General features: G+C 48.6%; 19 protein-coding genes. 10 read left to right on the top strand and 9 right to left on the bottom strand.

The window, feature by feature from the left end:
• Window positions 1-310: 310 nt before the first annotated feature.
• Window positions 311-1,498 (top strand): ROK family protein, encoded by a 1,188-nt coding sequence (locus K0504_RS03520; protein WP_220102760.1) that lies wholly within the window; start codon window positions 311-313, stop codon window positions 1,496-1,498.
• Window positions 1,499-1,784: 286 nt separating this feature from the next.
• Here the strand turns inward: K0504_RS03520 and K0504_RS03515 are convergent, their stop codons facing one another.
• The 7 genes from K0504_RS03515 to K0504_RS03485 form a co-directional block, all read right to left on the bottom strand.
• Window positions 1,785-2,132 carry a 4a-hydroxytetrahydrobiopterin dehydratase gene (locus K0504_RS03515; RefSeq protein WP_220102759.1) on the bottom strand — a complete coding sequence of 116 codons (348 nt, stop codon included), beginning with the start codon at window positions 2,130-2,132 and terminating at the stop codon, window positions 1,785-1,787.
• Window positions 2,129-2,950 (bottom strand): PhzF family phenazine biosynthesis protein, encoded by an 822-nt coding sequence (locus K0504_RS03510; protein ID WP_220102758.1) that lies wholly within the window; start codon window positions 2,948-2,950, stop codon window positions 2,129-2,131. Before K0504_RS03510 ends, K0504_RS03515 begins: the two co-directional genes overlap by 4 nt.
• Window positions 2,951-3,093: 143 nt before the next feature.
• Window positions 3,094-5,085 (bottom strand): transketolase, encoded by a 1,992-nt coding sequence (tkt, locus tag K0504_RS03505; protein WP_220102757.1) that lies wholly within the window; start codon window positions 5,083-5,085, stop codon window positions 3,094-3,096.
• A 14-nt stretch (window positions 5,086-5,099) separates the two neighbouring features.
• Window positions 5,100-6,071 (bottom strand): transaldolase, encoded by a 972-nt coding sequence (tal, locus tag K0504_RS03500; RefSeq protein ID WP_220102756.1) that lies wholly within the window; start codon window positions 6,069-6,071, stop codon window positions 5,100-5,102.
• Between the two features lie 560 nt (window positions 6,072-6,631).
• The gene (locus tag K0504_RS03495) at window positions 6,632-6,865 is read right to left on the bottom strand and encodes a TIGR02922 family protein (RefSeq protein ID WP_220102755.1); all 234 of its coding nucleotides are present in this window, start codon (window positions 6,863-6,865) and stop codon (window positions 6,632-6,634) included.
• A 291-nt stretch (window positions 6,866-7,156) separates the two neighbouring features.
• Window positions 7,157-8,446, bottom strand: coding sequence for an ammonium transporter (locus K0504_RS03490; RefSeq protein WP_220102754.1), 1,290 nt, complete (start codon window positions 8,444-8,446; stop codon window positions 7,157-7,159).
• Between the two features lie 25 nt (window positions 8,447-8,471).
• Window positions 8,472-8,810: a P-II family nitrogen regulator gene (locus K0504_RS03485; RefSeq protein ID WP_220102753.1), complete on the bottom strand. Its 339-nt coding sequence runs from the start codon at window positions 8,808-8,810 to the stop codon at window positions 8,472-8,474.
• 473 nt (window positions 8,811-9,283) lie between these two features.
• On the opposite strand from K0504_RS03485, the gene K0504_RS03480 reads away from it, so the two are divergent.
• From K0504_RS03480 to K0504_RS03450, 7 genes are all read left to right on the top strand, one after another.
• Window positions 9,284-11,602, top strand: a complete 2,319-nt coding sequence (locus K0504_RS03480; RefSeq protein WP_220102752.1) for a GGDEF domain-containing protein — start codon at window positions 9,284-9,286, stop codon at window positions 11,600-11,602.
• A 63-nt stretch (window positions 11,603-11,665) separates the two neighbouring features.
• The gene (gene prmA, locus K0504_RS03475; RefSeq protein ID WP_220102751.1) at window positions 11,666-12,535 is read left to right on the top strand and encodes a 50S ribosomal protein L11 methyltransferase; all 870 of its coding nucleotides are present in this window, start codon (window positions 11,666-11,668) and stop codon (window positions 12,533-12,535) included.
• Window positions 12,536-12,688: 153 nt separating this feature from the next.
• Window positions 12,689-13,657: a tRNA dihydrouridine synthase DusB gene (gene dusB / locus K0504_RS03470; protein WP_220102750.1), complete on the top strand. Its 969-nt coding sequence runs from the start codon at window positions 12,689-12,691 to the stop codon at window positions 13,655-13,657.
• Between the two features lie 29 nt (window positions 13,658-13,686).
• On the top strand, window positions 13,687-13,977 hold the full coding sequence (fis, locus tag K0504_RS03465; protein WP_220102749.1) for a DNA-binding transcriptional regulator Fis: 291 nt from the start codon (window positions 13,687-13,689) through the stop codon (window positions 13,975-13,977).
• 104 nt (window positions 13,978-14,081) lie between these two features.
• Window positions 14,082-15,674 (top strand): bifunctional phosphoribosylaminoimidazolecarboxamide formyltransferase/IMP cyclohydrolase, encoded by a 1,593-nt coding sequence (gene purH, locus K0504_RS03460; RefSeq protein ID WP_220102748.1) that lies wholly within the window; start codon window positions 14,082-14,084, stop codon window positions 15,672-15,674.
• 119 nt (window positions 15,675-15,793) lie between these two features.
• Window positions 15,794-17,086 (top strand): phosphoribosylamine--glycine ligase, encoded by a 1,293-nt coding sequence (gene purD / locus K0504_RS03455; protein ID WP_220102747.1) that lies wholly within the window; start codon window positions 15,794-15,796, stop codon window positions 17,084-17,086.
• 123 nt (window positions 17,087-17,209) lie between these two features.
• Window positions 17,210-19,147: a sensor domain-containing diguanylate cyclase gene (locus K0504_RS03450; RefSeq protein ID WP_220102746.1), complete on the top strand. Its 1,938-nt coding sequence runs from the start codon at window positions 17,210-17,212 to the stop codon at window positions 19,145-19,147.
• On the opposite strand, the gene K0504_RS03445 is transcribed toward K0504_RS03450, so the two are convergent.
• Window positions 19,140-21,356, bottom strand: coding sequence for a cation:dicarboxylate symporter family transporter (locus K0504_RS03445; RefSeq protein WP_220102745.1), 2,217 nt, complete (start codon window positions 21,354-21,356; stop codon window positions 19,140-19,142). The two genes, K0504_RS03450 and K0504_RS03445, sit on opposite strands and share 8 nt — an antisense overlap.
• Window positions 21,357-21,670: 314 nt before the next feature.
• On the opposite strand from K0504_RS03445, the gene tpiA reads away from it, so the two are divergent.
• Window positions 21,671-22,426, top strand: a complete 756-nt coding sequence (tpiA, locus tag K0504_RS03440; RefSeq protein WP_220102744.1) for a triose-phosphate isomerase — start codon at window positions 21,671-21,673, stop codon at window positions 22,424-22,426.
• A gap of 128 nt (window positions 22,427-22,554) precedes the next feature.
• On the opposite strand, the gene K0504_RS03435 is transcribed toward tpiA, so the two are convergent.
• Window positions 22,555-22,779 (bottom strand): hypothetical protein, encoded by a 225-nt coding sequence (locus K0504_RS03435; RefSeq protein ID WP_220102743.1) that lies wholly within the window; start codon window positions 22,777-22,779, stop codon window positions 22,555-22,557.
• A 351-nt stretch (window positions 22,780-23,130) separates the two neighbouring features.
• Between K0504_RS03435 and purU the strand changes: the two genes are divergently transcribed.
• Window positions 23,131-24,009, top strand: a complete 879-nt coding sequence (purU, locus tag K0504_RS03430; RefSeq protein WP_220102742.1) for a formyltetrahydrofolate deformylase — start codon at window positions 23,131-23,133, stop codon at window positions 24,007-24,009.
• Window positions 24,010-24,256: the final 247 nt, after the last annotated feature.

The following is a 24,256-nucleotide window of genomic DNA, read 5'->3' as shown; positions in this document are numbered from 1 at the left end:
GAACAAGTGCACAAAAAAGCCAGCGTTGAAGGAACGCTGGCTTAATAAAAACCGTCAACTTATTTTAGGACGGCACACCAGACCATAGGTCTGGGTTTTTTTTGCCCGAGCGGTCACAAAACTCCCGTTGCAGTCTGTCAGCATTCAAGTTACAACAAAGTTAGGACTGCGAATTAAATAAAAAATAAATCCGTTAGCAAAGCGAAGGTCGCTATACATGCTCTTTGTACCCACACAAACCATGACGCTATTTGTTAATCGAGCGTAGCCCGAACAAAAATCGACTAAGGCCACTTTATAAAGAACCAGTATGAAAAAAATCACAGATACAGAGCAAATTAGGGCAGCAAACCGCAAGCAAATTATTGCCGCGCTGCGCACCCACGGGCCTCTCGCTCGTGTAGAACTATGTGAGATCACCGGTTTAAGTCCAGCGACGGTAACCGCGATCACGTCAGATTTATTCAGTATTGGCTTTTTAAAGGAAAGTAGTGCCCCGCAAGAAGGCCATCAGGGGCGTGGGCGACCCAAAGTCAATATCGACTTGAACGCAGAAGCGGCGTTCGTGATTGGTATTTTGCCCTCGGTGAATCAGCTTGCTTTTGTCCTTGGCGATCTCAAAGGCAACCTCAAAGAAACCCACAGTGTGGCAATTCAACTCGACCGCCTCGATGAAAAACAGTTCATCACCTTAGTCATAGACGGCATCAATGACTTCTTAGCATTTACTGGCATCGAGCGCAGTCGGTTAAGCGCTATTGGTATTGCAATGCAAGGGCCCGTTGATAGCGAGGCCGGTATCATCACCTGGAGCCCAGCGCTGTCCATCAAGAATGTTCAAATCTGTCAGCCTTTGGCTGAGCGCTTTGGTGTTCCAGTCGCTATCGCCAATGATTCAGATATAGTCGCGCTTGCCTTACGTCATTTGAACAATTACGCCCAAGACACCAACTTGGTCAGCATTGTGCTCGGTCAAGGCGTGGGCATGGGCGCATTAATCAATGGTCAACTTTACTCGGGCTCTCGCGGCGCGGCGGGAGAGTTTGGCCACGTCAAATTCAATTTGGAAGGGCCACAATGTCGTTGTGGCGCACGCGGATGTATTGAAGCGTACTCTGGCGATTACGCGTTATATCGCGATGCTGCCACCATCATGCACCTGCCAATGTCCGATAATCATCGGCCGACAGCAGCGCAAATGCAGGCCATTCTCGATGAAATGGAAAATGGCAACGAAGCGCTACAGCGTATATTTGATCAAGCAGGCCGGGTATTAGGCTTGGGCATTGCCAACCTCATTACGGTATTGGATCCAGAGCGAGTGATCGTGACGGGCGCAGGCGTTCGCGGCTATCAATACATGGAAGAAAGCCTGAAAAAAGCAATGAGCGAATCCTTGTTGCCCAATCACTCAACCGACATTGTTGAAAGTTATAGCTGGCAAGAAGATCTAAAAGCCACCGGTGTGATCCAGCTAAGTTTAGAGCAGGGTGATTGATTAAATAGACAAGCGCATCGGCAAGTGTTGTGATTTGTTTCCAGTTGCCTGTTCGTTTTTTAATCAAAAATAATGTGATCTATATCAACTTTTAATATAATTCAATTCGAGCAATGGGCTCTTTATGAATTGGAGGAAATAAAAGTGAACGGTCATTTCAGCAAAGCTCTGGAAGACACCCCGTTTAGCTTGTGGATAAAACCACAGCGAAACCCACTTCAGCAACGGGGCTAATCATGAGCAAGGATCAGAGATAAGGTCAGCATTCATCAGATGCTGACCTTTTTCATTGACACAAGCCTGTCGCAATCGCATCGGTTTTTGCCGCCATCACAAAATCATTCTTATGAAGCCCTTTAATTTTGTGAGTCCACCAAGTAACGGTCACTTTGCCCCATTCAACCAGTAATGCAGGGTGATGCCCATGGGCCTCAGCCAATTCAGCCACATGTCCCGCGAAGCTCATCGCATCCACAAAATTAGCAAATTTAAACTGGCGAGAAAGCTTCTTAATGCCGTCTTCGGCGTCTAACTGCCAAGCGGCTATGAGTGGTAACCATTCGCTAATTTCTGCGTCGGTCACGCGTGGCGCATCAGCGCGACATGCCTCACAAACCTGTTGAGCTAATGTCATCTGGCTTCTTCCTGTTCATGTACCGAGTCAATGTCGATTTGCCCTCTGAGATAGAGCACTGCTTCACCTGACACCATGACGCGCTCGCCATTAACCCTGCAATATAGCAAACCGCCACGAGGCGATGCCTGATAGGCCGTCAGCTGGCGCTTGTTAAGCTTGTCAGCCCAATACGGGGCTAGTCCGGCATGAATAGAGCCTGTGACTGGATCTTCATCGCCACCATTAGCGGGCCAAAAGTAGCGAGACACAAAGTCATGGTTATCTGAGCGAGCTGTCACTACCACGTCGAATGGTGCTAGTTTTTCAATTTCGCTACGTTCATAACTCACCGCTTTGACATCATCTTCAGAGGCCATTACGGCAAAATAGGCCTGGCGATTGCGTAGCACTTCCTTGGGTTTAATTGACAAGCCTTGCAGTAGCGCTTGAGGTGCGGTTGCGAGTAACCCTGGCTGCTGGTTAGGGAAGCTCATGTCGAACATCCTGCCATCCGATGAAGACACAATAAGATTACCCACGTCTTGAGTTTGGAAGCACAACTCGCCCGTCACACCGAATTCGGAAAACAGTACAAATGATGCCGCGAGCGTTGCATGGCCACAAAAATCTATTTCCGTGTTCGGCGAAAACCAGCGTATATCATAAGTATTGCCAGCAACCTGCTTAATAAACGCCGTTTCAGATAAATTGTTTTCTGCTGCAATGTTTTGCATACAAGCAGCAGCAAGCCAATCGGTGAGTAACACCACCGCAGCAGGATTGCCTTTAAACCGTTCATGAGTAAAGGCATCAACAACAAACATATCCAATTTCAAGCGACACACTCCTTTTACAATAGATGGGTACAAACACGGCATCACCACTCTGGCTCTTCCATGTGTCTGTGGCAAAGTATCCATTCTTGGATATAAAAAAGGCCACCCGCAGGCAGCCTTTTATGCGAAACAGCGTTAGTAGCTTAGAGGCTATTTGCTGCTTCAACCACTGCCTCAGCAGTAATATTAAAGTGCTTGAATAAGTCACCTGCAGGCGCAGATTCGCCGTAAGTGCTCATCCCAATGACTTTGCCGTTCAGACCAACATACTTCCACCAAAAATCAACATGAAGGGCTTCAACTGCAACACGCTTGGTGACAGCCGCCGGCAAGACTGACTCTTTGTAGGCTGCATCTTGTGCATCGAACACGGAGGTACACGGCATTGAAACGACGCGTACCGCTTTACCTTGCTCAGTGAGCGTCGCAGCCGCATTCACCGCTAATTCAACTTCAGAGCCAGTGGCGATCAGAATAATTTCTGGCGTAGCGTCTGAATCGACGAGGACATAACCACCTTGAGCAACGGCTGCTTGCTGTTCAGCAGAACGCGCCATCGGCGATAGACCTTGGCGTGACAGAACCAATGCAGTAGGACCGTCTTTACGCTCAACACCCGTCTTCCAGGCTACGCCCGTTTCAAACTCATCACATGGACGCCAAGTGTCTAGGTTCGGTGTGTGGCGCATGTTTGCCACTTGCTCTACCGGTTGGTGGGTTGGACCATCTTCACCCAAGCCAATGGAGTCATGGGTATATACGTGAACCAAGCGCTGCTTCATCAATGCCGCCATGCGCAGTGCATTACGTGCATATTCCATGAACACCAAGAAGGTGGCACCGTAAGGAATGAAGCCACCGTGCAGGGCTACGCCGTTCATGATGGCGCTCATACCAAATTCACGCACACCATAATGCAAGTAGTTACCAGCGGCATCATCAGCAGTAATAGACTTAGACGATTTGTGGAACGTCAGGTTTGATGGCGCCAGATCAGCAGAGCCACCCAACAGTTCAGGTAGTTCAGCACCAATCACATCCAATACATTTTGCGAAGCTTTACGAGATGCAACTTTGTTTGACTCAGCAGCAAATTTAGCCAGCATCTGAGTCGAAACATCTTCCCAGTTGGCAGGTAAGTCGCCAGCAGCGCGACGCTTTAATTCTGCGGCTTCTGCAGGGTATTGAGCAGCATAAGCTTCGAACAGAGAGTTCCAAGCCGCTTCTTTTTCTGTACCCGCGTCTTTGGCATTCCAGCTGTTGTAAATCTCAGCAGGAACTTCGAAATCACCATACTGCCAACCCAACGCGGCTTTCGACGCTTTGATTTCGTCAGCACCTAACGGCGCGCCGTGACAGTCATGACTACCGGCTTTATTTGGTGAGCCAAACCCAATTACTGTTTTACAGCAAATCATGGTGGGCTTGTCGGATTCACCTTGCGCTAGGGTAATCGCGGCGGCAACAGCTTCAGGATCGTGACCATCGACATTTTCAATCACTTGCCAGCCATAGGCGCGGAAACGTGCAGGCGTGTCGTCGGTAAACCAGCCTTCAACTTCACCATCAATGGAGATGCCGTTGTCATCGTAAAATGCGATCAACTTGCCAAGCTTCAAGGTGCCCGCCAACGAACAAACTTCGTGGGAGATACCTTCCATCATGCAGCCATCACCTAAGAAACAGTAGGTGTAGTGATCAACCACATCGAAGTCAGGCTTGTTGAAGTTTGCCGCCAGAATTTTTTCTGCCGTAGCAAAACCAACAGCATTAGCAATGCCTTGGCCAAGAGGGCCAGTGGTGGTTTCAATACCCGGAGCATAACCGTATTCTGGGTGCCCAGCGGTACGCGAATGAAGCTGACGGAATTGTTTTAAATCGTCAATGCCAAGATCATAACCGCTTAAATGAAGGAGGCTATAAATCAGCATTGAGCCATGACCATTTGATAACACAAAGCGGTCGCGGTTAAACCAATCTGGATTGGTTGGGTTGTGGTTTAAAAAGTCATTCCACAACACTTCTGCAATATCGGCCATGCCCATTGGAGCGCCGGGGTGACCAGAATTGGCTTTTTGCACACCATCCATACTTAACGCACGGATGGCATTTGCTAAATCTTTACGGGATTGCATGAGAACCTCTTATCTTACTGCTTTCTTGCTGCCTGAACGCCAGCGAGCAGCTTGTCTTCCATAATGCCTTGATCAACGGTGAAACCACGGATCCCTTCGGCTAACTTTTCAGTTGCCATGGCATCTTCATTGTGGCCCCAACGGAATTCGGCTTCAGTCATTTGGACAGGCTTCTCTTGGCTGGCCGCCACGGGTGTCAGCGCAGTTTCGAGAGTACCTTCCATGCTTTCCAGCTCTTCCAACAGCGCAGGGCTAATGGTTAAGCGATCACAACCAGCCAACGCAATGATTTCACCAGCATTTCGGAAGCTGGCACCCATTACGATGGTGTTGTATCCATGCTCTTTATAATATTTATAAATCGCGGAAACACCTACTACGCCAGGCTCTTCAGCCGCTTGGTAGTCTGTGCCCGGGTTTGCTTTTTTATACCAATCCAGAATTCGGCCTACGAAAGGTGAAATCAGGTAAGCATTGGCTTCGGCACAAGCTCGAGCTTGCGCAAAACTAAACAACAGCGTCAGGTTACACTTGATCCCTTCTTTTTCAAGTTGTTCTGCTGCCCGAATACCTTCCCAAGTCGATGCCAATTTAATTAACACTCGGTCACGGCTAGTGCCTGCGGCTTCGTACATGGCAATCAGCTTGCGAGCTTTGGCTACACTTGCTTCGGTATCAAATGACAAACGTGCATCAACTTCGGTCGATACTCGGCCCGGAACCTGCTTGAGAATTTCCTGGCCCATGGCAACAATCAGTTTATCGGCAGCCAGCGAAACCGCCTGCTCATCGTTATCCGTCTGCTCTGCGGCCCACGCTAAAATGTCGCTGAGCAATGGCTGATAAGTATCTAGCGCCATTGCTTTGAGGATCAAAGATGGGTTGGTAGTTGCATCTTCCGGCTTGAAGCGGGCAATCGCATCAACGTCTCCAGTGTCCGCTACCACGGTCGTCACTTGCTTGAGTTGCTCAAGTATATTTGCCATGTGGTCGTCCTACTTTTATCTGCTATTTAATTTTATGAGAGTTAATTGGCAGTAAAACTGCTCCAGCGACTCTCGCCAACCTTGAAACGAAGAATCATGTCCTTGGTACTGCACCATTGGAAACAGTGCTGACCGGTTCGGTGATTACCTTGTCAAAATTCATCATTGAACGAGAGCTAAACGATACGACTGAATGGCCGTATCAAAAGGTGTTCAGGTGACATTCGATGAAAACTATAGGCCCATCAATCAGCCCAGATAATGAACATGGGGGCCAGTGTCGAAATATCAATCAAAAATAGCCGCCCATTGTACAGTGTTGCCATGGCATTTCGACTATTTATGCATGAAATATCAATAAATATGTAGCTTGCCGTATCGAGACAGAAGTTCTCGATACGTTTAGGCAATAAGGTATGGGAATGCGGTGCGGAATTGAATAATTAATTTTGTTTTTTAGGCAACCAACATGGCAATGAAAATTTGATGTTGGCATCAGCGCAAGCTGGCACTTGCGCGGCTCCAGCTTGATTGACAAGAAATGGAAAGAGGCTTGCTGATTATTCGAAATCGACTTCAGCAGCAATCGAGGCCGATGACAATGGCAATACGCGATCACCGATACGATTAAGTAAGTGGCATTCACCAGCCAGAACAGCAATGATTTGTTTGCCTTCTTTATAGCTCAGCGGAATGATCGCTCGGCCGCCATCGCCAACGTGAAGCTCCAAGATTTCATCACGCAATCGCAAATCAGCATCACTGAAATACAACACGGTTACTTTGAGGTTCATGATAGCTCCCAATCGTACGTTACCTAAAGATGAACAAAGGCAAGCACATGTTTGTCGTTTGAAGCGGACAGATTAACACGCTTACCCCACGAATACAGGGTGCCAACCAGCAAGACTGGTCTAACGAGTATTGATAAACACCGCCAGCACCAGTTGTGATTCAACAGCAGCCTTTATTATAGCTGCGTCACTGATCATACAGGCCAATTTAGCCAAATAAGAAAAACCAATACCAGATCACAAAAGCCGGGCGTACCCGGCTTTTTATCAGCGAAAATTTAGGTGCTTCGATTACAGATCGTAACCGCGTTCATCATGAAGCACTAAATCCAACCCTTGTGTTTCTTCGTCAGCAGTCACGCGCAGATCAACAAACACGCTGACTAACTTCAGTAACACCCAAGTCACCACGGCGGTATAAACAAATGTTGCCACCACACCGGTCGCCTGAACCACAAACTGACTGCTAATCGTCATGCCTTCAGCCAAGCCTTGGCCACTGAAAATACCCAATTCAGACGATGCAAACACCGCGGCCAGCAAGGTTCCTAAAATACCGCCCACCCCGTGCACCGGAAAAACATCCAGCGAGTCGTCGATCTTTAACTTTCGCTTAATCATTTGGGTCGCGTAGTAGCACACCACACCGGCAGTTAAACCAATCACCAATGCGCCCATTGGGCCAACATAACCAGAAGCTGGGGTAATGGTACCTAAGCCCGCCACCATACCCGTGACGATACCCAATACTGAAGGCTTGCCGTATTTCACCCACTCCATGACCATCCAAGCCAAAGAGCCTGCCGCGGCAGAAATGTGCGTCACGGTCATCGCCATTGCTGCATCGCCATTGGCAGCCAATGCCGAGCCGCCATTGAAACCAAACCAACCGACCCACAACATACCGGCACCACACACGGTCATGGTGAGGTTATGTGGAGGCATTGGAGTGGTAGGGAAGCCTTTACGAGGGCCCAGTACCAACGCGGCAACGAGTGCGGCAACACCCGCAGTAATGTGAACGACAGTACCGCCGGCAAAATCGAGTAAGCCCATTTCACCGAGCCAGCCACCGCCCCATACCCAGTGAGTAATCGGCGCATAAACCGCCAATAGCCATAGTGCAGAGAAAATCACAACGGCAGAAAAACGCATACGTTCCGCAAAACCGCCAATGATCAGTGCCGGAGTAATAATGGCGAACGTCATTTGGAACAAGGCAAATAACGAAGCCGGAATATCACCATTAAGTGCGTCTTCTGTGAGACCAGCAAAGAATAAGTGATCGAAAGCACCAACAAAGCCATTGGTCGCTTCGCCAAAGGCCATGGTGTAACCCACCAGCAACCATAAAACTGACGCAATACAAGCAATGGCAAAACACTGCATCAGTACCGATAGAATATTTTTAGAGCGCACCAAGCCGCCATAAAACAGGGCCAAACCTGGCAACGTCATGAACAGCACCAGCGCCGTTGACGTTAGGATCCAAGCGGTATTACCGCCATTGAGCGCATCTTCAGCATGCGCAACACCCGACACGCCCATGAGTGCACAGGCAAATAAAACAACTTTTAACATTTTCTAGGTTCCTATAAAGCGCGACTTATAGAGCGTCGTGGTCGGTTTCACCGGTACGGATCCGCACGACATGTTCAATAGAGGTAACAAAAATCTTGCCGTCACCAATATTGTGAGTATTGGCAGCCAGAGAAATGGCTTCTACAACTTGATCAACACGATCAGCTGCCACGGCTACTTCTAAGCGCAACTTAGGAACAAAGTCGACTTGGTATTCAGCTCCACGATAGAGCTCGTTATGACCTTTTTGACGCCCAAATCCTTTCACTTGGGACACAGTTAAGCCAAGCACACCCACGTTGGCGAGCGCATCGCGCACATCATCCAATTTGAATGGTTTAATAATGGCGGTAATCAGTTTCATCTGATTGCTTTCCTTCTAACATTCGCATCAAAACAGGGGGCAACCCTGCAAAGTACCAACTCAAAAGATGCAGCCTGAGCTACAAATAAGTTACAGCAGCGCAGCGCTGTAATTCATTCGCTCATAATGGCAATGCGTTGATCCTGTTGTCGTTTTAACAACGCTCATCAATCAAGTCGAACCGGCTAACCTAATTCGTTAACACATTTTTTTCTTTAACCTAGGTCACATCGCACAACGACAATATCAATCAAAGCCACGGCCATAACTCTGCCGCAGGCAACGATTTGTTACCCGCCAATGATGTGGCAAGCACTGCTATGACAAGGGAAACAGGCAGATTTCAATAAATGTTCAAGCACTTGGTCATTGTCAATTGGAGAATTGGTCAGATCTCTTCTACGCTTATCGGATTGGTTAATTTTTAGTGATATCGCGCTGACAAGGTCGTTCAGCCGCAGGACTATGCAACAATGAGGTTTCGATACAAGCCGCCATTTGTCAGTCTTCGTTGGCAAGTAGCTGTGGTGCTGGTAGCGTCCAGCACTATCGCTGTGCTGGCATTGTTGCTGTGGGCGTCAGCGGAAAGTAAAGATGATCTCAAGCGTCGTATTCTAACCGAGCAACAACACCTGATTGCCGACTTGCGTAATGCCTCCAAGCAAGGCTTTAACCTGCTGGCCGATCGGGCCAACCAGCTTGAGGCCTTTCTGCCATTAGCGTCAGATCAAACCGCGTTAGAAAAATTAGCCTTAGGCTTTCAAGCTTCGTTGGTTGGCTCCCAAGGTCAACTGATTGCAGGCCGAGCGCTACCCGATGATCAACATGCCAAACAATGGGTCAATGCGTTACTAAAAAATGGCGGAGAATATCGCCGCTGGTACTGCCAAGACGAATGCGAGCTGCAGTATTTCTCAATGCACGAAAGCGGTTCGGTTCAGCTTATTATTCAGCACATCGTCATCGATGAATTGATGGCCAAATTAAATATTAGCCACGTGGCCAATTTATGGTTGGTGGGGCTTGGCTCACAACCCAATCAGCTGTTTTATCAAACCACTGAATTGCCGGAACAGCTTCAGCAAAATACCTCTCAATTACCGCTGCCGCCTCATTATGTGTTGGTTGGTCAACATCGTCCTCAAGCCACTTGGCGTTGGCCACTACAAAACGATGGCGTTCCAGCAGAGCTGTGGGTGGCAATGCCAACACAACACTCAATGACCAGCGTGCAGCAGGTATGGCAAAAAACCACTCTCTTTATTGTCGCAACACTGGTCATCTGCTGCATATTGGCCATAGGGTTGATTTGGCGGCCTTTACTTCGCCTTAGTAAACAGTCAAAGCAACTGCCGCTGTTAGCCACCGCAAACTTACCCTCTGTGAAACCGGCCAAGAATAAGTTTTTGCGCGATGAGTCGCACCTGTTTGCAACGGCTTGTCATGAGTTGTCTGAAAAACTACTCGAGCAACGCCAACGTCTTCTGCAACAAACTCACGAACTGCAGCGCCTTGCGCAACACGATCAGTTGACGGGATTGAATAACCGCTCCATGTTTGAGCAATCGTTACAACAAACCATCGGCCAGCTTGGTCGCCATATTCAGTCGCTAGCCGTGATGTTTATGGACTTGGATAAATTTAAACAGGTCAACGACACTCTCGGTCATGAGAAAGGCGACCAGTTATTACAACAAGTCGCCATGCGGCTCGCCTCTCTGATCCGAAAAAGCGATATGTTGGCACGATTTGGCGGTGACGAATTTGTCGTATTACTCACCGAGCCCGGCGACAATCACCAATTGAAATTATTGGCAGAAAAATTAATTAGCATCGTTAATGAACCCGTGCAGCTAAGCAAAGAAACAGCACAAGTGGGATTATCTGTTGGCATTACCGTTTGCACCGATCCTCAGTGCAGCATCGATCAGTTGTTGCGTGAAGCTGATGCGGCCATGTATTCAGCTAAACGTTCTGGCACCAGCAAAGCCTGCTTTTTCCACGCCACGTTAAATCAGCAGCAAGCGGGCGAACAACTGGTTGAAGATTCATTGCTGCGCGCCATTGCACATCAGACCTTGTCGCTACAATTCCAACCGTTTTGGTCCACCGCGGATCAACGACCAGCCTACTTTCAAGCGCATCTCAATTGGCCCGGCGCGCCCGTCAATGAGCAAGGCAATCAAGCTTCTGCACAAATCGCCTCGCCAGACATGCAGCAACAACTACATGAATGGCTGTTACAGCACGTGCTCGATCTAATCGATCAGCAACACGGATCCATGCCCCCCAATTTCCGTTTGTTTATTCAGGGGGCGAGCTGCTCCTTGCAACAACCCGAATTACTGCGCCAAGTCGTGCTCTGCTGCCGACGCGATCCTCAGATTGCCAATCATTTTGGCTTATTTATTGATGAGCAAATTTATATTGAGCATGCTCAAAACTTTCAAATGGAACTCAACGTGCTGCACCAACTCGGCGTTGGCATAGCGTTAGATCGATTCGGCAACGGGTTAGGCGCGCTTAATCAATTGTCACAGTGCCCACCCACATTAGTTCGACTAGACGACAAGTTTTGCCATGGCGACAGCCTTATTAATGGCGTAACTGAATCGCTGGTGAAAATGCTCCACAAAATGCATATCCAAGTATTAGCTTGTGGCGTAGACGATAAAGATTCCCTTGTTCGGCTTCATCATCTTGGCTGCGATTTGGTGCAAGGTCGTTACTTCGGCAACCTTCTGCTCGAACATCAATTCTCGGAACAATTAGCGCAACAGAATAATCTTTAACCTTGCGTTGAACATCGCCCTCGCTACAATGCACGCCGCAACTTCCACCATAAGGACTCCATCATGGCTTGGTTACAACTTCGCGTGAATGCAACATCGGCAACCGCTGAATCCGTTGGCGATGCAATGAGCGAATGTGGCGCACTCTCAGTCACCTTCCTCGACTCAAAAGACACGCCAATCTTCGAACCGCTGCCGGGAGAAACCAGATTATGGGGTGAAACGGATGTGATGGGTCTATGGCAAGCCAGTGCCGATATGGACGTTGCGCTGAACTACTTACAAAACCAGTTTGGCCAACTCACCTACAAACTCGAAGCGCTCGAAGATAAAGATTGGGAACGCGCTTGGATGGACAATTTCAAGCCGATGAAATTTGGCCACCGTTTGTGGGTTTGCCCAAGTTGGTGTCCAGTCCCCGATCCGGCCGCCGTCAATGTCATGCTGGATCCTGGGCTAGCCTTTGGAACCGGCACGCACCCAACCACCGCATTGTGTTTAACTTGGCTCGATGGGCTCGACCTTGTCGGCAAAACAGTCATCGACTACGGTTGCGGCTCAGGTATTTTAGCGGTCGCAGCGCTCAAGCTTGGCGCGGCGCGGGTGATTGGCATCGATATCGATCCGCAAGCGATCCAAGCATCGCAAGCAAATGCCGAGCGCAATCAGGTTGCCGACAGGCTGGCACTCCATTTGGCGGGCGAAGCCGAATTGCCAGTGGCCGATGTATTAGTGGCCAATATTTTAGCCGGCCCATTACAGGAGCTGGCACCTACGATTAGCGATCTTGTTAAAACAGGAGGGCAATTGGCCCTATCTGGCCTGTTAATGGAGCAACAAGATAGCGTCAAAGCTGCCTACCAAGATCAGTTTGAAAATCTACAAGTCAGCGAACAAGATCAGTGGATGCGTATCGACGGAATAAAAAAATAGCCAACGAATGGCTATTTTATCGACAAATTCACGACTGTTTGCGCCAGCGCAAAGCACAATCGACCAACTAGAAATTGGTATACTATTTGACCTTTTCAGCCGCACAAAAAGGGCGTAATATAGCCGCCCCTTGGTAGTGACTGGTGATTTTTCGTGCAGATCGGTGATTTCAAATTGAAGCATCCTGTGATCTGTGCACCGATGGCAGGTGTAACTGACCGGCCATTTCGGCAAATGGCCAGACAGTGGGGCGCGTCGTTGGCGGTTTCCGAAATGTTATCGGCCAACCCACAAGTTTGGGCAACCGATAAATCACGCCAACGAATGGATCACAGTGGTGAGAGCGGCATTAGAGCCGTTCAAATTGCGGGCTCAGAACCCGAGCTAATGGCCAATGCGGCACAGCACAATGTTGCCAATGGTGCTCAGTTGATTGATATCAACTTGGGTTGCCCGGCCAAGAAAGTGAACAAGAAGCTCGCGGGTTCAGCCTTAATGAAAGAGCCTGAGCTTGTCGAACAAATTGTTGCTGCTGTGGTTGACGCCGTTGATGTACCTGTGACGCTAAAAATGCGAACCGGCTGGGACCAGCAGCAAAAAAATGGTGTAGACATCGCTAAGCGCGTCGCTCGTTTAGGTATTCAGGCACTCACAGTGCATGGCCGTACCAGATCTTGCGCCTATCGAGGCGAAGCCGAGTACGACACCATAAAAGCCATAAAGCAGGCAATAGATATTCCGGTTATCGCCAATGGCGATATCGACTCACCGCAAAAAGCCAAGCAGGTGATGGCATACACCAACGCGGACGGTGTAATGATTGGCAGAGGCGCCCAAGGGCGTCCCTGGTTGTTTCAGCAGGTTGCGCACTATTTGGCAACCGGCGAAGAGCTTGCAGCGCCACCAGTTATGGAGCAGCTGCAGGTGTTACAAAACCATGTGCGAGCATTGCACGATTTTTATGGCCCGATTAAGGGTATGCGAATCGCTCGTAAGCACGTGGGATGGTTCACTGAACCTTTTGATCAACAACGCCAGTTTCGGGCCACTTTCAACGCGATTGAAAGTGAACCTGAGCAGCTGGAAGCGTTGAGATTTTTTTATCTATCGATTTGCAATTAAAGCCGCTGTAACAAAGAGCTTACTAACTTATGTTCGAAAATAACTTTAAAACTGAGACAGTCTCCACTGAAACGACTACCGCACCAGCAGCCCAGCCAACTCTTCGCGAGTCGGTGAAGCAATCTGTCAGTAACTACCTGGCAACGTTGAGCGGTCAAGACATCAATGATTTGTACGAATTAGTGCTGTCAGAGGTGGAAGCCCCATTGCTTGAAGAAATCATGACACACACTCGCGGTAACCAAACCCGAGCGTCAATCATGTTAGGTTTGAACCGCGGCACATTGCGTAAAAAACTGAAAAAATATGGCATGAACTAAGACTTGCTCACCGCAAGATGGTTCATGGTATTAGGCTGGCTGCAAAGCCAGCCTCCTTTCTCGCTAAACTAGCATTCAAGATTCACAGTAAATAGGTACAACTCATGGAAGCTCCACGACCGATACGGCGTGCTCTGCTCAGTGTTTCAGACAAAACTGGTATTGTTGAATTTGCCCGTGCCCTTGCGGCTCGCGGCGTAGATATTCTGTCCACCGGCGGCACCGCTCGCTTGTTGGCAGATGAAGGCCTGACCGTAACGGAAGTTTCCGATTACACCGGTCACCCAGAAATCATGGACGGCCGAGTCAAAACACTACACCCGAAAGTACACGGTGGCATCCTCGGACGTCGCGGTACCGACGAAGACGTGATGACAGCCAACAATATTGAAGCCATTGATATGGTGGTTGTGAACTTGTACCCGTTTGCACAAACAGTCGCTAAAGCTGACTGTACGTTGGAAGACGCGGTTGAGAACATCGATATTGGTGGTCCAACGATGGTGCGTGCTGCGGCCAAAAACCACAAAGACGTTGCCATTGTCGTAAATGCCAACGACTACGGCCGTATTGTGGAAGAAATGGACGCTAATGACGGCTCCTTAGTACACGCCACGCGCTTTAATTTAGCGATTGCCGCCTTTGAACACACGGCAGCTTACGATGGCATGATCGCAAATTACTTCGGCACTATGGTGCCAAGTTATGCTGACAACAAAGAAGGTGATGAGGGCTCTAAATTCCCACGTACCTTCAATAGTCAATTCATCAAAAAGCAAGACATGCGCTATGGCGAAAACAGCCATCAGGCGGCCGCATTCTATGTTGAAGCAGATGTTGCTGAAGCATCGGTTGCGACGGCTAAGCAAATGCAAGGTAAGGCTTTGTCTTATAACAACATTGCAGATACCGATGCTGCCCTTGAGTGTGTGAAAGAATTCAAACACCCAGCTTGCGTTATCGTCAAACACGCCAACCCATGTGGTGTTGCAACGGACGATACCATTCTGGCTGCTTACGATAGTGCCTTCAAAACCGACCCAACATCGGCGTTCGGTGGCATCATTGCCTTTAACCGCGAACTCGATGCAGAAACGGCCGAAGCTATCGTTTCGCGTCAATTCGTTGAAGTCATTATTGCCCCAGCCATTAGCGACGCAGCAGCGCAAATTGTTGCAGCTAAGCCAAATGTTCGTTTGCTCGAATGTGGCCAATGGGACAGCCAAACCACAGGTTACGACCTCAAGCGTGTTAACGGCGGTTTGCTGGTTCAAGATCGCGACCAAGGCATGATCACGCAAGAACAACTCACAGTGGTTAGTCAGCGCCAACCAACTGAGCAAGAGATGAAAGATCTCATGTTCTGCTGGAAAGTTGCTAAGTTTGTCAAATCAAACGCTATCGTTTATGCCAAGCAAGAAACCACCATTGGTGTTGGCGCAGGCCAAATGAGCCGCGTCTACAGTGCCAAAATTGCTGGTATTAAAGCCGCCGATGAAAACTTGGAAGTTGCCGGTTCGGTCATGGCATCTGATGCTTTCTTCCCGTTCCGAGATGGTATTGATGCGGCAGCGGCTGCGGGTATCACCGCAGTGATTCAGCCCGGTGGTTCGATCCGCGATGACGAAGTTATCGCCGCAGCTGACGAAGCTGGCATGGCCATGGTGTTTACTGGCATGCGTCACTTCCGTCACTAACATGACAAAAGGGCAGCCTGGCTGCCCTTTTGCTATTAACAGCTTTACCAATTGATTCAGCCTTGCCACTGGTTATGCCAACGTGCCGCAGGGCTTTTTAGCAAAATAAGGATTCAAACATGAATGTTCTGGTGATTGGCGGCGGTGGTCGCGAACATGCTCTGGCTTGGAAAGCAGCTCAGTCGTCACAAGTAGAAACCGTTTATGTTGCACCCGGCAACGCTGGCACCGAACTGGAAGCCAAATTGGAAAATGTCGCGATTGATGCCTGCGATATTCCAGCTTTAGTGGCGTTTGCCAAAGCCAATAATGTTGGCCTGACCATTGTTGGCCCTGAAGCGCCACTGGTTATTGGTGTGGTTGATGCATTCCAAGCCGAAGGTTTAGCCATTTTTGGCCCAACCGAAGCGGCGGCTCAACTGGAAGGTTCAAAAGCGTTCACCAAAGACTTTCTTGCTCGCCATAAAATCCCGACCGCTGATTACGGCAACTTCACCGACGTAGATGAAGCGCTTGCTTACGTTCGTAAAGTTGGTGCACCAATCGTCATCAAAGCCGATGGTTTAGCAGCCGGTAAAGGCGTTATCGTCGCAATGGAGCTGGCTGAAGCGGAAGACGCAATCAAGGATATGTTGTCCGGCAACGCGTTTGGCGATGCCGGTAGCCGCGTCGTGATTGAAGAATTCCTCGATGGTGAAGAAGCATCTTTCATCGTCATGGTCGATGGTAAAAACGTTTTGCCAATGGCCACCAGCCAAGATCACAAACGCGCAGGTGATGGCGACACCGGCCTGAATACTGGCGGTATGGGTGCCTACTCTCCTGCACCTGTAGTCACGCAAGAAATCCATGACCGCATCATGGCAGAAGTGATCATGCCAACAGTTGAAGGCATGGCCAAAGAAGGTCACCCATACACCGGCTTCCTTTACGCTGGGTTAATGGTGATGGCCGATGGCACGCCAAAGGTTATCGAATATAACTGCCGCTTTGGTGATCCAGAGACACAACCTATCATGATGCGCATGCAATCAGACATGGTTGAGCTTTGCCTAGCCGCGATTGATGGCAAACTCGATGGCAAAACAGCCGAGTACGATCCTCGTGCCGCGGTTGGCCTCGTGTTAGCCGCTGAAGGCTACCCTGGCAGCTACCCGAAAGGTGACGCAATTAGCGCCTTGCCAGAGCCTGCCCAAGCCGATGCTAAAGTGTTCCACGCTGGTACCGCGATGAAAGATGGTCAGGTCGTCACATCAGGTGGTCGCGTATTGTGTGCCACCGCGTTGGGCGCAAACGTGACCGAAGCACAAGCGAAAGCTTATGAGTTGCTGCATCAAGTGAAGTGGCCAACGGCATACTTCCGCAACGACATTGGCTACCGTGCCATTGCTCGCGAAAAAGCCAGCAGCTAATTGAGTGCCAACTAAACAAGAAAAGCCCGTCCTAGCAGACGGGCTTTTTTGTGTTATGTTGATTAAAGAACTCGCTTAACATCGCGAGTACCGATGCCGCATTTAACTAGGGAACAGTTGCTTTTGGCTTCTCTCAACGCTTTGATTAATCGCCACTTCAGAAAATTATTTCTGATTCCGGTACTCACTTTGGAGCTGGCCTTGTTGGCCATGTACTTCATCGTTAATGGTTTAATCACGGACGAATCACGACAAGATCTGTTGTTTGAACGTTCGCAAAATGTCTACGAACACCTCGCCATGCGAGCGCAAGACTTAAACAATCGATTTTATGAAGTACGCCGCTCGTTAGAGCTGATCCAAACCGATCAGCAACAGACCTTCAGCAACCCTGCACAACATCAATATTTACCTAACGGCCCCGCCCAATTTGACTACGCCAGCAACGGTGTGTGGTCCAAACAACATGACAACGGCGGCGCCAGTGTTTTTGTTTCCAAACAATTTGCCAGCAATCCGGAAACACAGCAAAAAGCAGCAATGACGGAGTCGTTCGACAAACTCTTTGCCGCTGTTGTTAATCAACTCGAACTGGTCGACGCGGCTTATTTCAATAGTTACGACAACATCAACCGCTACTACCCCTTTATTGACGATGTACATCTGCAATTTGCAGCAGACATGCATATCCCCAATTACAACTTTTATTACCTAGCGGATTACCAGCATAATCCTGAGCAACAGGTAGTCTGGACGCCAGCTTATCTCGATCCGGCGGGCCAAGGTTGGATGGTGTCGGCGATTGCACCAATCTACAACGGCGAGTTATTAGAAGGCGTGACGGGCCTGGATATCACCCTCAACAAAATGATTCAGCAAATAGAGCAACTGGCACTGCCCTTTTCTGGCGAGTCGTTTTTGGTGGATGAAAACGGCCGGATTATTGCCATGTCTGCAGGTATTCAGCAATTGCTAAACCTCCGCGAGCTCACCTCTCACGCGTATGACGATGTGGTCACCCAAACCCATGAAAAACCCGATGAATACCTGATCAGCCAATTACCATATTCAGCTTTTCGCAATAGCATTAGTGAGATGCTAAAACTGAATAACTACACCAGTTATGTTGATCACAACGATGAAATCTACCTAATAGCCAGCCAATCGATTGTTGAAACGGGTTGGCGCCTCTATAGCATTACCAACGCCGAACAAGTGGTCATGCGTATCAATGAGCTGGATGCCTTGGCCATTGAATTAGGTGTCATTGCCATCGGTTTGATGATTATCTTTTACGTGCTGTTCTATTTGCTGGTGCAGCATCGTTCAGGGTTATTGGCACAGCGTATTTCATCGCCAATCCAAGAGCTACAACAAAGTAGTTACCAAGCGAGCCCTGGGCAACCGTTTGTCGCACCGACACGCTCCGGTATCGTCGAGCTAGATGACTTAGGCAATAGTATTGGCGCCATGGTGAATATTTTGAATGAACAGGCGCGTAATATCAGCCGCAATGAACAAGAGCTATCTAGCGAACAAAGTCATCGATTGCGCCTGGAGCAACAGATCGGCACCGATGAATTGACCCACATGTTGAATCGCCGAGGTTTATTAACTCAGGGTGAGAAAATTCTGCAGCAGGCAAAGGATCATAAACAACCACTATCACTCATTCAGTTTGAAATCGGTCAATATCCTCAATTGATTGAGCGACATGGCATTCAAAAAGCCGAACAATTGATTTTGCAATGCGCCAATTGCTGCCAAGCCTTGTTGCCAGAGCAAGCCATTTTAGCCTATGCCGCAACGGCTCAATTCACCATTTTGCTGCCTAAAACCGAATTTGATATTGCGTTAAACCACGCTCGCCGACTCCGTAGCGAACTGTATTTAAGCATTGAGATAGATGGTAGTAGCGCATCAGTGGCCACTCACTTTGCAGCAACCACCGCTAGCTTAGAAAGCCATGAAAGCCTACTGTCGATATTGGCTAACGTGCAGCAACTATTAGAGCAAAGCCGGCACCGGCCTCAAACGGCGATTCAAACCGAACTTAATTAACGGGTGAGGCCAATTCAGGCGTGTTCGGTTCAGATTGTGGTGCCATCGAACTATCGTCATCCCACCCAAGCACATCACGCCAAATAGACCATCGCGGCGTTTTGGTTTTGGCACCCTCACCCAAAATCCAGAAGTCGTATTGGCGATCAAAATAACCATTAACGCGCTGGATTTGCACCCAGCTATTGAGGTACTGGTGTAAGTCTTCGTTCTGCCTAGCCACAGCAAAACCAACCGGATATTGAGTTTTATCTTTCGGGATCACCACGTTATAGCTTGGGAAAAACAGTGTCCAGGCATAGCCTTCTTCCGCACTAATCAACAAGGCATCGGCTTTGAATTTGCCGGTAAAGAAATCCCGCTCATGTTCGATCTCTACAAAATTGACTTTAGGGTGGTCGTCACGCATTCGACGTAACATGCGCTTGTGTTGAGCAACCGCAACTGTCGCATCGCCCATGCGCGCCTTTTCTGCCAATTTGCCATAGGCATGGCGATCGTGATCTTTCACCACCAAGGCAAGATTAAGGGTCAGAATAGGCGGGCTAAAGCGCATCTGATTAATGCTCTCGGAATCCATTTCAATGCCCGAAACGGCAATGTCAAAATAGCCCTGCGCAAGGGGCACTTTTAATCGATCACCTTGGTAGGGGATGAACTCAACATCAACGCCAAGATCGTACGCCAAATGGCGAGCAATATTAATATCGATACCAACTAACTCGCCGCTACGATTGAAGTACGAGAATGGCACTTTACCCGGCAGATACCCGACGCGCAGCACCCCGCGCTTTTTAATATTGGCCACATTAGTTAACGAATACTGACCACCCTCGTAGCTTTTGGGCACGCTGGCATAAACTTGCTCAGGCACCCGCCCCACTCGCTTCATTTCCACCAGTGGGTTTGTCGTTTGTTCGAGGTTTAGTAGCCAGTGCGACAGCCCGCGCAACGGCACAATAAACAATGCTGCGCCAACTGCCGCGATCCCAGCAAAGCGCAATAAACCTTGGCCAACAGGACGCCATTGCCCTTGGATCAGCGCTAGTGACAGCAACACAAACGCGAGTAAATGCATGACCGCAACAATCGACATCATCCGCGACGTCACCACAGTACCAACCAAAAATAGCGGGTACATGTCAGCAGGTAATTGCATCAAATCGAGCAGGAATGGCACCGCCACGTTAACCGCACCAAACAGACTCAACAGGCCGGTAACCCCAAGTTGCGGCATGTCAATCACATCAATGGGTTTGCCAACAAACCAGCCGGCAAACACCACGAACAAGATCACCATCAATTTACCAGCATTGGGGAAACTGAACGCAATAGGGATTAGCACATCCACCATTTGTTCCGTTTGCTGTTTCTCTAATTGATGCTTTCGAAAGAGCTCTTTACAGCCCTTCTCCAGAACGGGTAAAACAATCAACACGTTGGCGGTTACAAAAGCCGTCACCAGTGCATCTCGACTGACCTGCTCGACGTCTCGCCAGGGAAATGGCGTTAACCGTGAAATGAGCGCAGGCAACACGATATAAGCCAGCAGCAACCCCACCGCAATAAAGCCCAACAAGAATACCTGCAAGTTGTTGAGTTCACTCACCGTCATGGTACCGGCCGCAGAGGCAGTAATTGCAAACACCCCCACAGGCATGGTTTTTAGCGCATAGCTAGTCACAATATTGAGACCTTTGCCGGTCACCTTTAGAAGGTTCAGGACATCGGTTTTGTCTTCTGTGCGGATAAAAGCAACGCCCAAGGCAATCGCAAACAACACGACCGCGGGAATAGAACCATCGGCTAACGACTTAAATGGGTTAGCAGGAATGTAAATGTTGAGTAAGTCGGGCTCAACGGGAGCCGCGAATATCGATTTAGAAAAGAACGAAGCCTTTTCCATCGCAGGGAAAGCCAGTGACATGGCAAAAATGGTGAGTAGCGCAATGCCCCATAGCATCAGTAACACAAGGCCAGCTTTGCTCGCCAATAACTTGGCATGTTCGCGAGTTAGAGAGCCAAAACCGCCAATTAGCGATACCAAAATATAAGGAATAATGGTCATTTGCATCAGCATGATGACGGCCTCGCCGACCACTTCCATCCAGCCGACTTTCTCACCAAAGAACAAGCCGACAATCAAGCCGAAAAGTAATCCGAGGAGAATCCATTGTGATGATGACAGAGTGCGAATGCGTGCGACCATGCTGGTAATTACATTAACTACGGTTCAAGTTGTCTTCAATGATACAGCATAATCTCGCTGATAAGCTTATCTTTAATATCTACCGCGGCACTCAACTGACAAGATGCAGAAACAATAATAGAACTGCTGATGTCGATGTTAGGCCTGTCACTTGTTAGCGAATAGCGTCGGTGGCCATAGAAATCGATTGACGCACGTCAAACCAGAATGGTGTAACGCGCTTTTAGGTTGCCCCAAGCCAGCAGCCCGTCTATCCTTTGAGCCACTCTAATTCAAATAAAACCCACACAAAATCCAAATCAGGAGATTTGCTTATGCCACGCCCTTTAGTTATGGGTAACTGGAAACTCAACGGTACCAAAGAATCAGTAGAAGCCTTGCTGAGCGGTATTCTTCCAGCCGCCGAGTCTGTCAAAGAAAGTGCCGATGTAGCCGTATGTGCACCCGACATTTTCATCGATCAGGTGGCTCGCAAGTTAACCGGAACAGCGATCGCTTGGGGTGCAGAAAACAATGATGTGCACACCAGTGGCGCCTACACCGGCGAAACCTCACCAACCATGTTGAAAGAATTTGGTTGTCAGTATGTTCTTGTTGGCCACAGCGAACGTCGCCAGTACCACGGCGAATCAGATGCTAGCTGTGCGCATAAATACGCACTGCTGCAAGAGCACGGCTTGATTCCAGTGTTATGTATTGGTGAAACACTCGAAGAACGTGAAAGTGAGCGCACAAATGATGTGATCCGCACGCAATTGGCACCTGTGCTGAACGACCTTGGCGTTGAAACACTTAAAAAAGCTGTCATTGCCTATGAGCCAGTATGGGCCATTGGTACCGGCAAAGCCGCTACGAAAGAAATGGCGCAGGAAGTTCATGCCTTCATTCGTGAGCTGATTGCTGAGAAATCAGCAGAAGTTGCCGCTGGCGTGCAAATTTTGTACGGCGGTAGCGTGAAAGCAGCGAATGCTGATGAGCTATTTGCACAAGATGACATCGACGGCGCACTTGTTGGTGGTGCAGCGCTAATTGTTGAAGAATTCAGCGCTATTATCAAAGCGGCAGGCTAAGCGCCATTCGCTAACCCAACACATACAACGTCATAAAAAAAAGCAGGCCGAGGCCTGCTTTTTTTATCTGTTGAAACCGCTGACTGTCGCCGCCAGCTGGCTCTAATCGCATTGTTTTATTGAGCTAATTAATAGCTAACCGTATCCACGTCAAACGCCATATTACCGCCTGCCAATGCCCGCTCAATGGTACCGAGATTAATCAAAGTGAGCTGATCGGAACTAGATGACGATGCAAAGGACTCGATCGCTGAGCTCAAACTGGTGTCGCTCAATTCACTGAACTGAGGTCTGGCACGCAGGTAATACAAAGCTTCTGCCGCAGTAAAACGTGTTCTTAATTGCCGCGCCATAGGATCCTCCTTCTTACTTCCCTTGGAGTTTAAAGTTTAGTTGAGCCATCCAAAGCTTGCTGGAGGCAATCAGCAAATAGTCAGTAATTGCCTGATAATCGATACAATCTTTTGCAAAAAAATTTATCCGGCGGAGCCCTACAAAAACCTAACCCTTTGATTTTATTTGAATCTACTTTTTGTGACTTACATCCCGCCTGTAAAACATGTGTTTACCAAGGTTATTCCATCGCTCAAGCAACAATAACTATTTGAAAGCAAACAAGCTTGAATCCACAACGGCTAACGGTTGATCCCAACCTTTGTGTGGTTAATACTGAGCGACCCCATACCGCACCGAGATTTAGTTACATGTCAGCCCAAGGAGAAGCCCCAGTATCAGCAATTTTGCTGATATCCTGCCCAGACCAAAAAGGACTGGTCAATACAGTTACTCAATTCATTTATACCAATGGCGGCAACGTCGTTGATTTAGAGCAGCACGTGGATCGAATCGAAGGCCGTTTCTTTATGCGCGTAGCTTGGGATTTAACTGATTTTGTTATCCCGCGTGAATCGTTAGCAGATGCTTTTAACAAGGCGCTGGCGATACCACACCAGATGGATTGGCAATTGTACTTCTCCGATCGCAAACCGCGCATGGCGGTATTTGTATCCAAACATGAACATTGTTTGTTTGATATTTTGGCGCGCTATCAATCTCATGAATGGGATATCGAAATCCCGCTCGTCATCAGTAATCATCCTGATTTAGAGCAACCCGTCACAAGCTTGGGTATCGATTATGTCCATATTCCAATTAACAAAGACAACAAGGCTGAAGCGGAACAACAGCAACGCGATTTGTTAGAGCAATACCAAATCGACTTTTCGGTGCTCGCCCGCTACATGCAGATTTTGTCGGATGACTTCATCAAGGCATACCCAAACAGGATTATTAACATTCACCATAGCTTCTTGCCAGCATTCCCTGGCGCTCGGCCATACCACTCTGCCTATGAGCGCGGCGTGAAAATTATTGGCGCAACCAGCCATTATGTGACAGCCGAGTTAGATGCAGGGCCGATTATTGAGCAAGACGTAGAACATGTCCGACATACCGATGAAGTAGACGATCTTGTCCGCAAAGGGCGCGATGTTGAAAAAGTAGTGCTCTCGCGGGCTATTTGGCGTCATTTCAATCACCAGGTATTGGTCTACAACAATCGAACCGTGGTATTTGGAAGTTAATTAAATCAGCAACATAGCCAGTTGTTTTCCGATAGGAAGCCGAACGATTACGATTCTTATCGGCAATGCAGACGCGCTAATATTGGGCACAAAAATCGTGCCCAACATGACAGCAAAATGAACATTTGTTGACCAAATTGGAGCAAGCGCACGTTTTTCTATTTACACCAAATTTACCGATGTAAATTTGGTGTTGCTCTGATATATTTCCCAACCAGCGTTTCAGAGACTACCAGAGCAGCAAGGA

This window comes from Neiella holothuriorum (assembly GCF_019457915.1).
In the GTDB taxonomy this organism is placed as follows: domain Bacteria; phylum Pseudomonadota; class Gammaproteobacteria; order Enterobacterales; family Neiellaceae; genus Neiella; species Neiella holothuriorum.
Note: the sequence above shows the minus strand (reverse complement) of the source record. Positions and strands in the feature narration are given on the sequence as shown.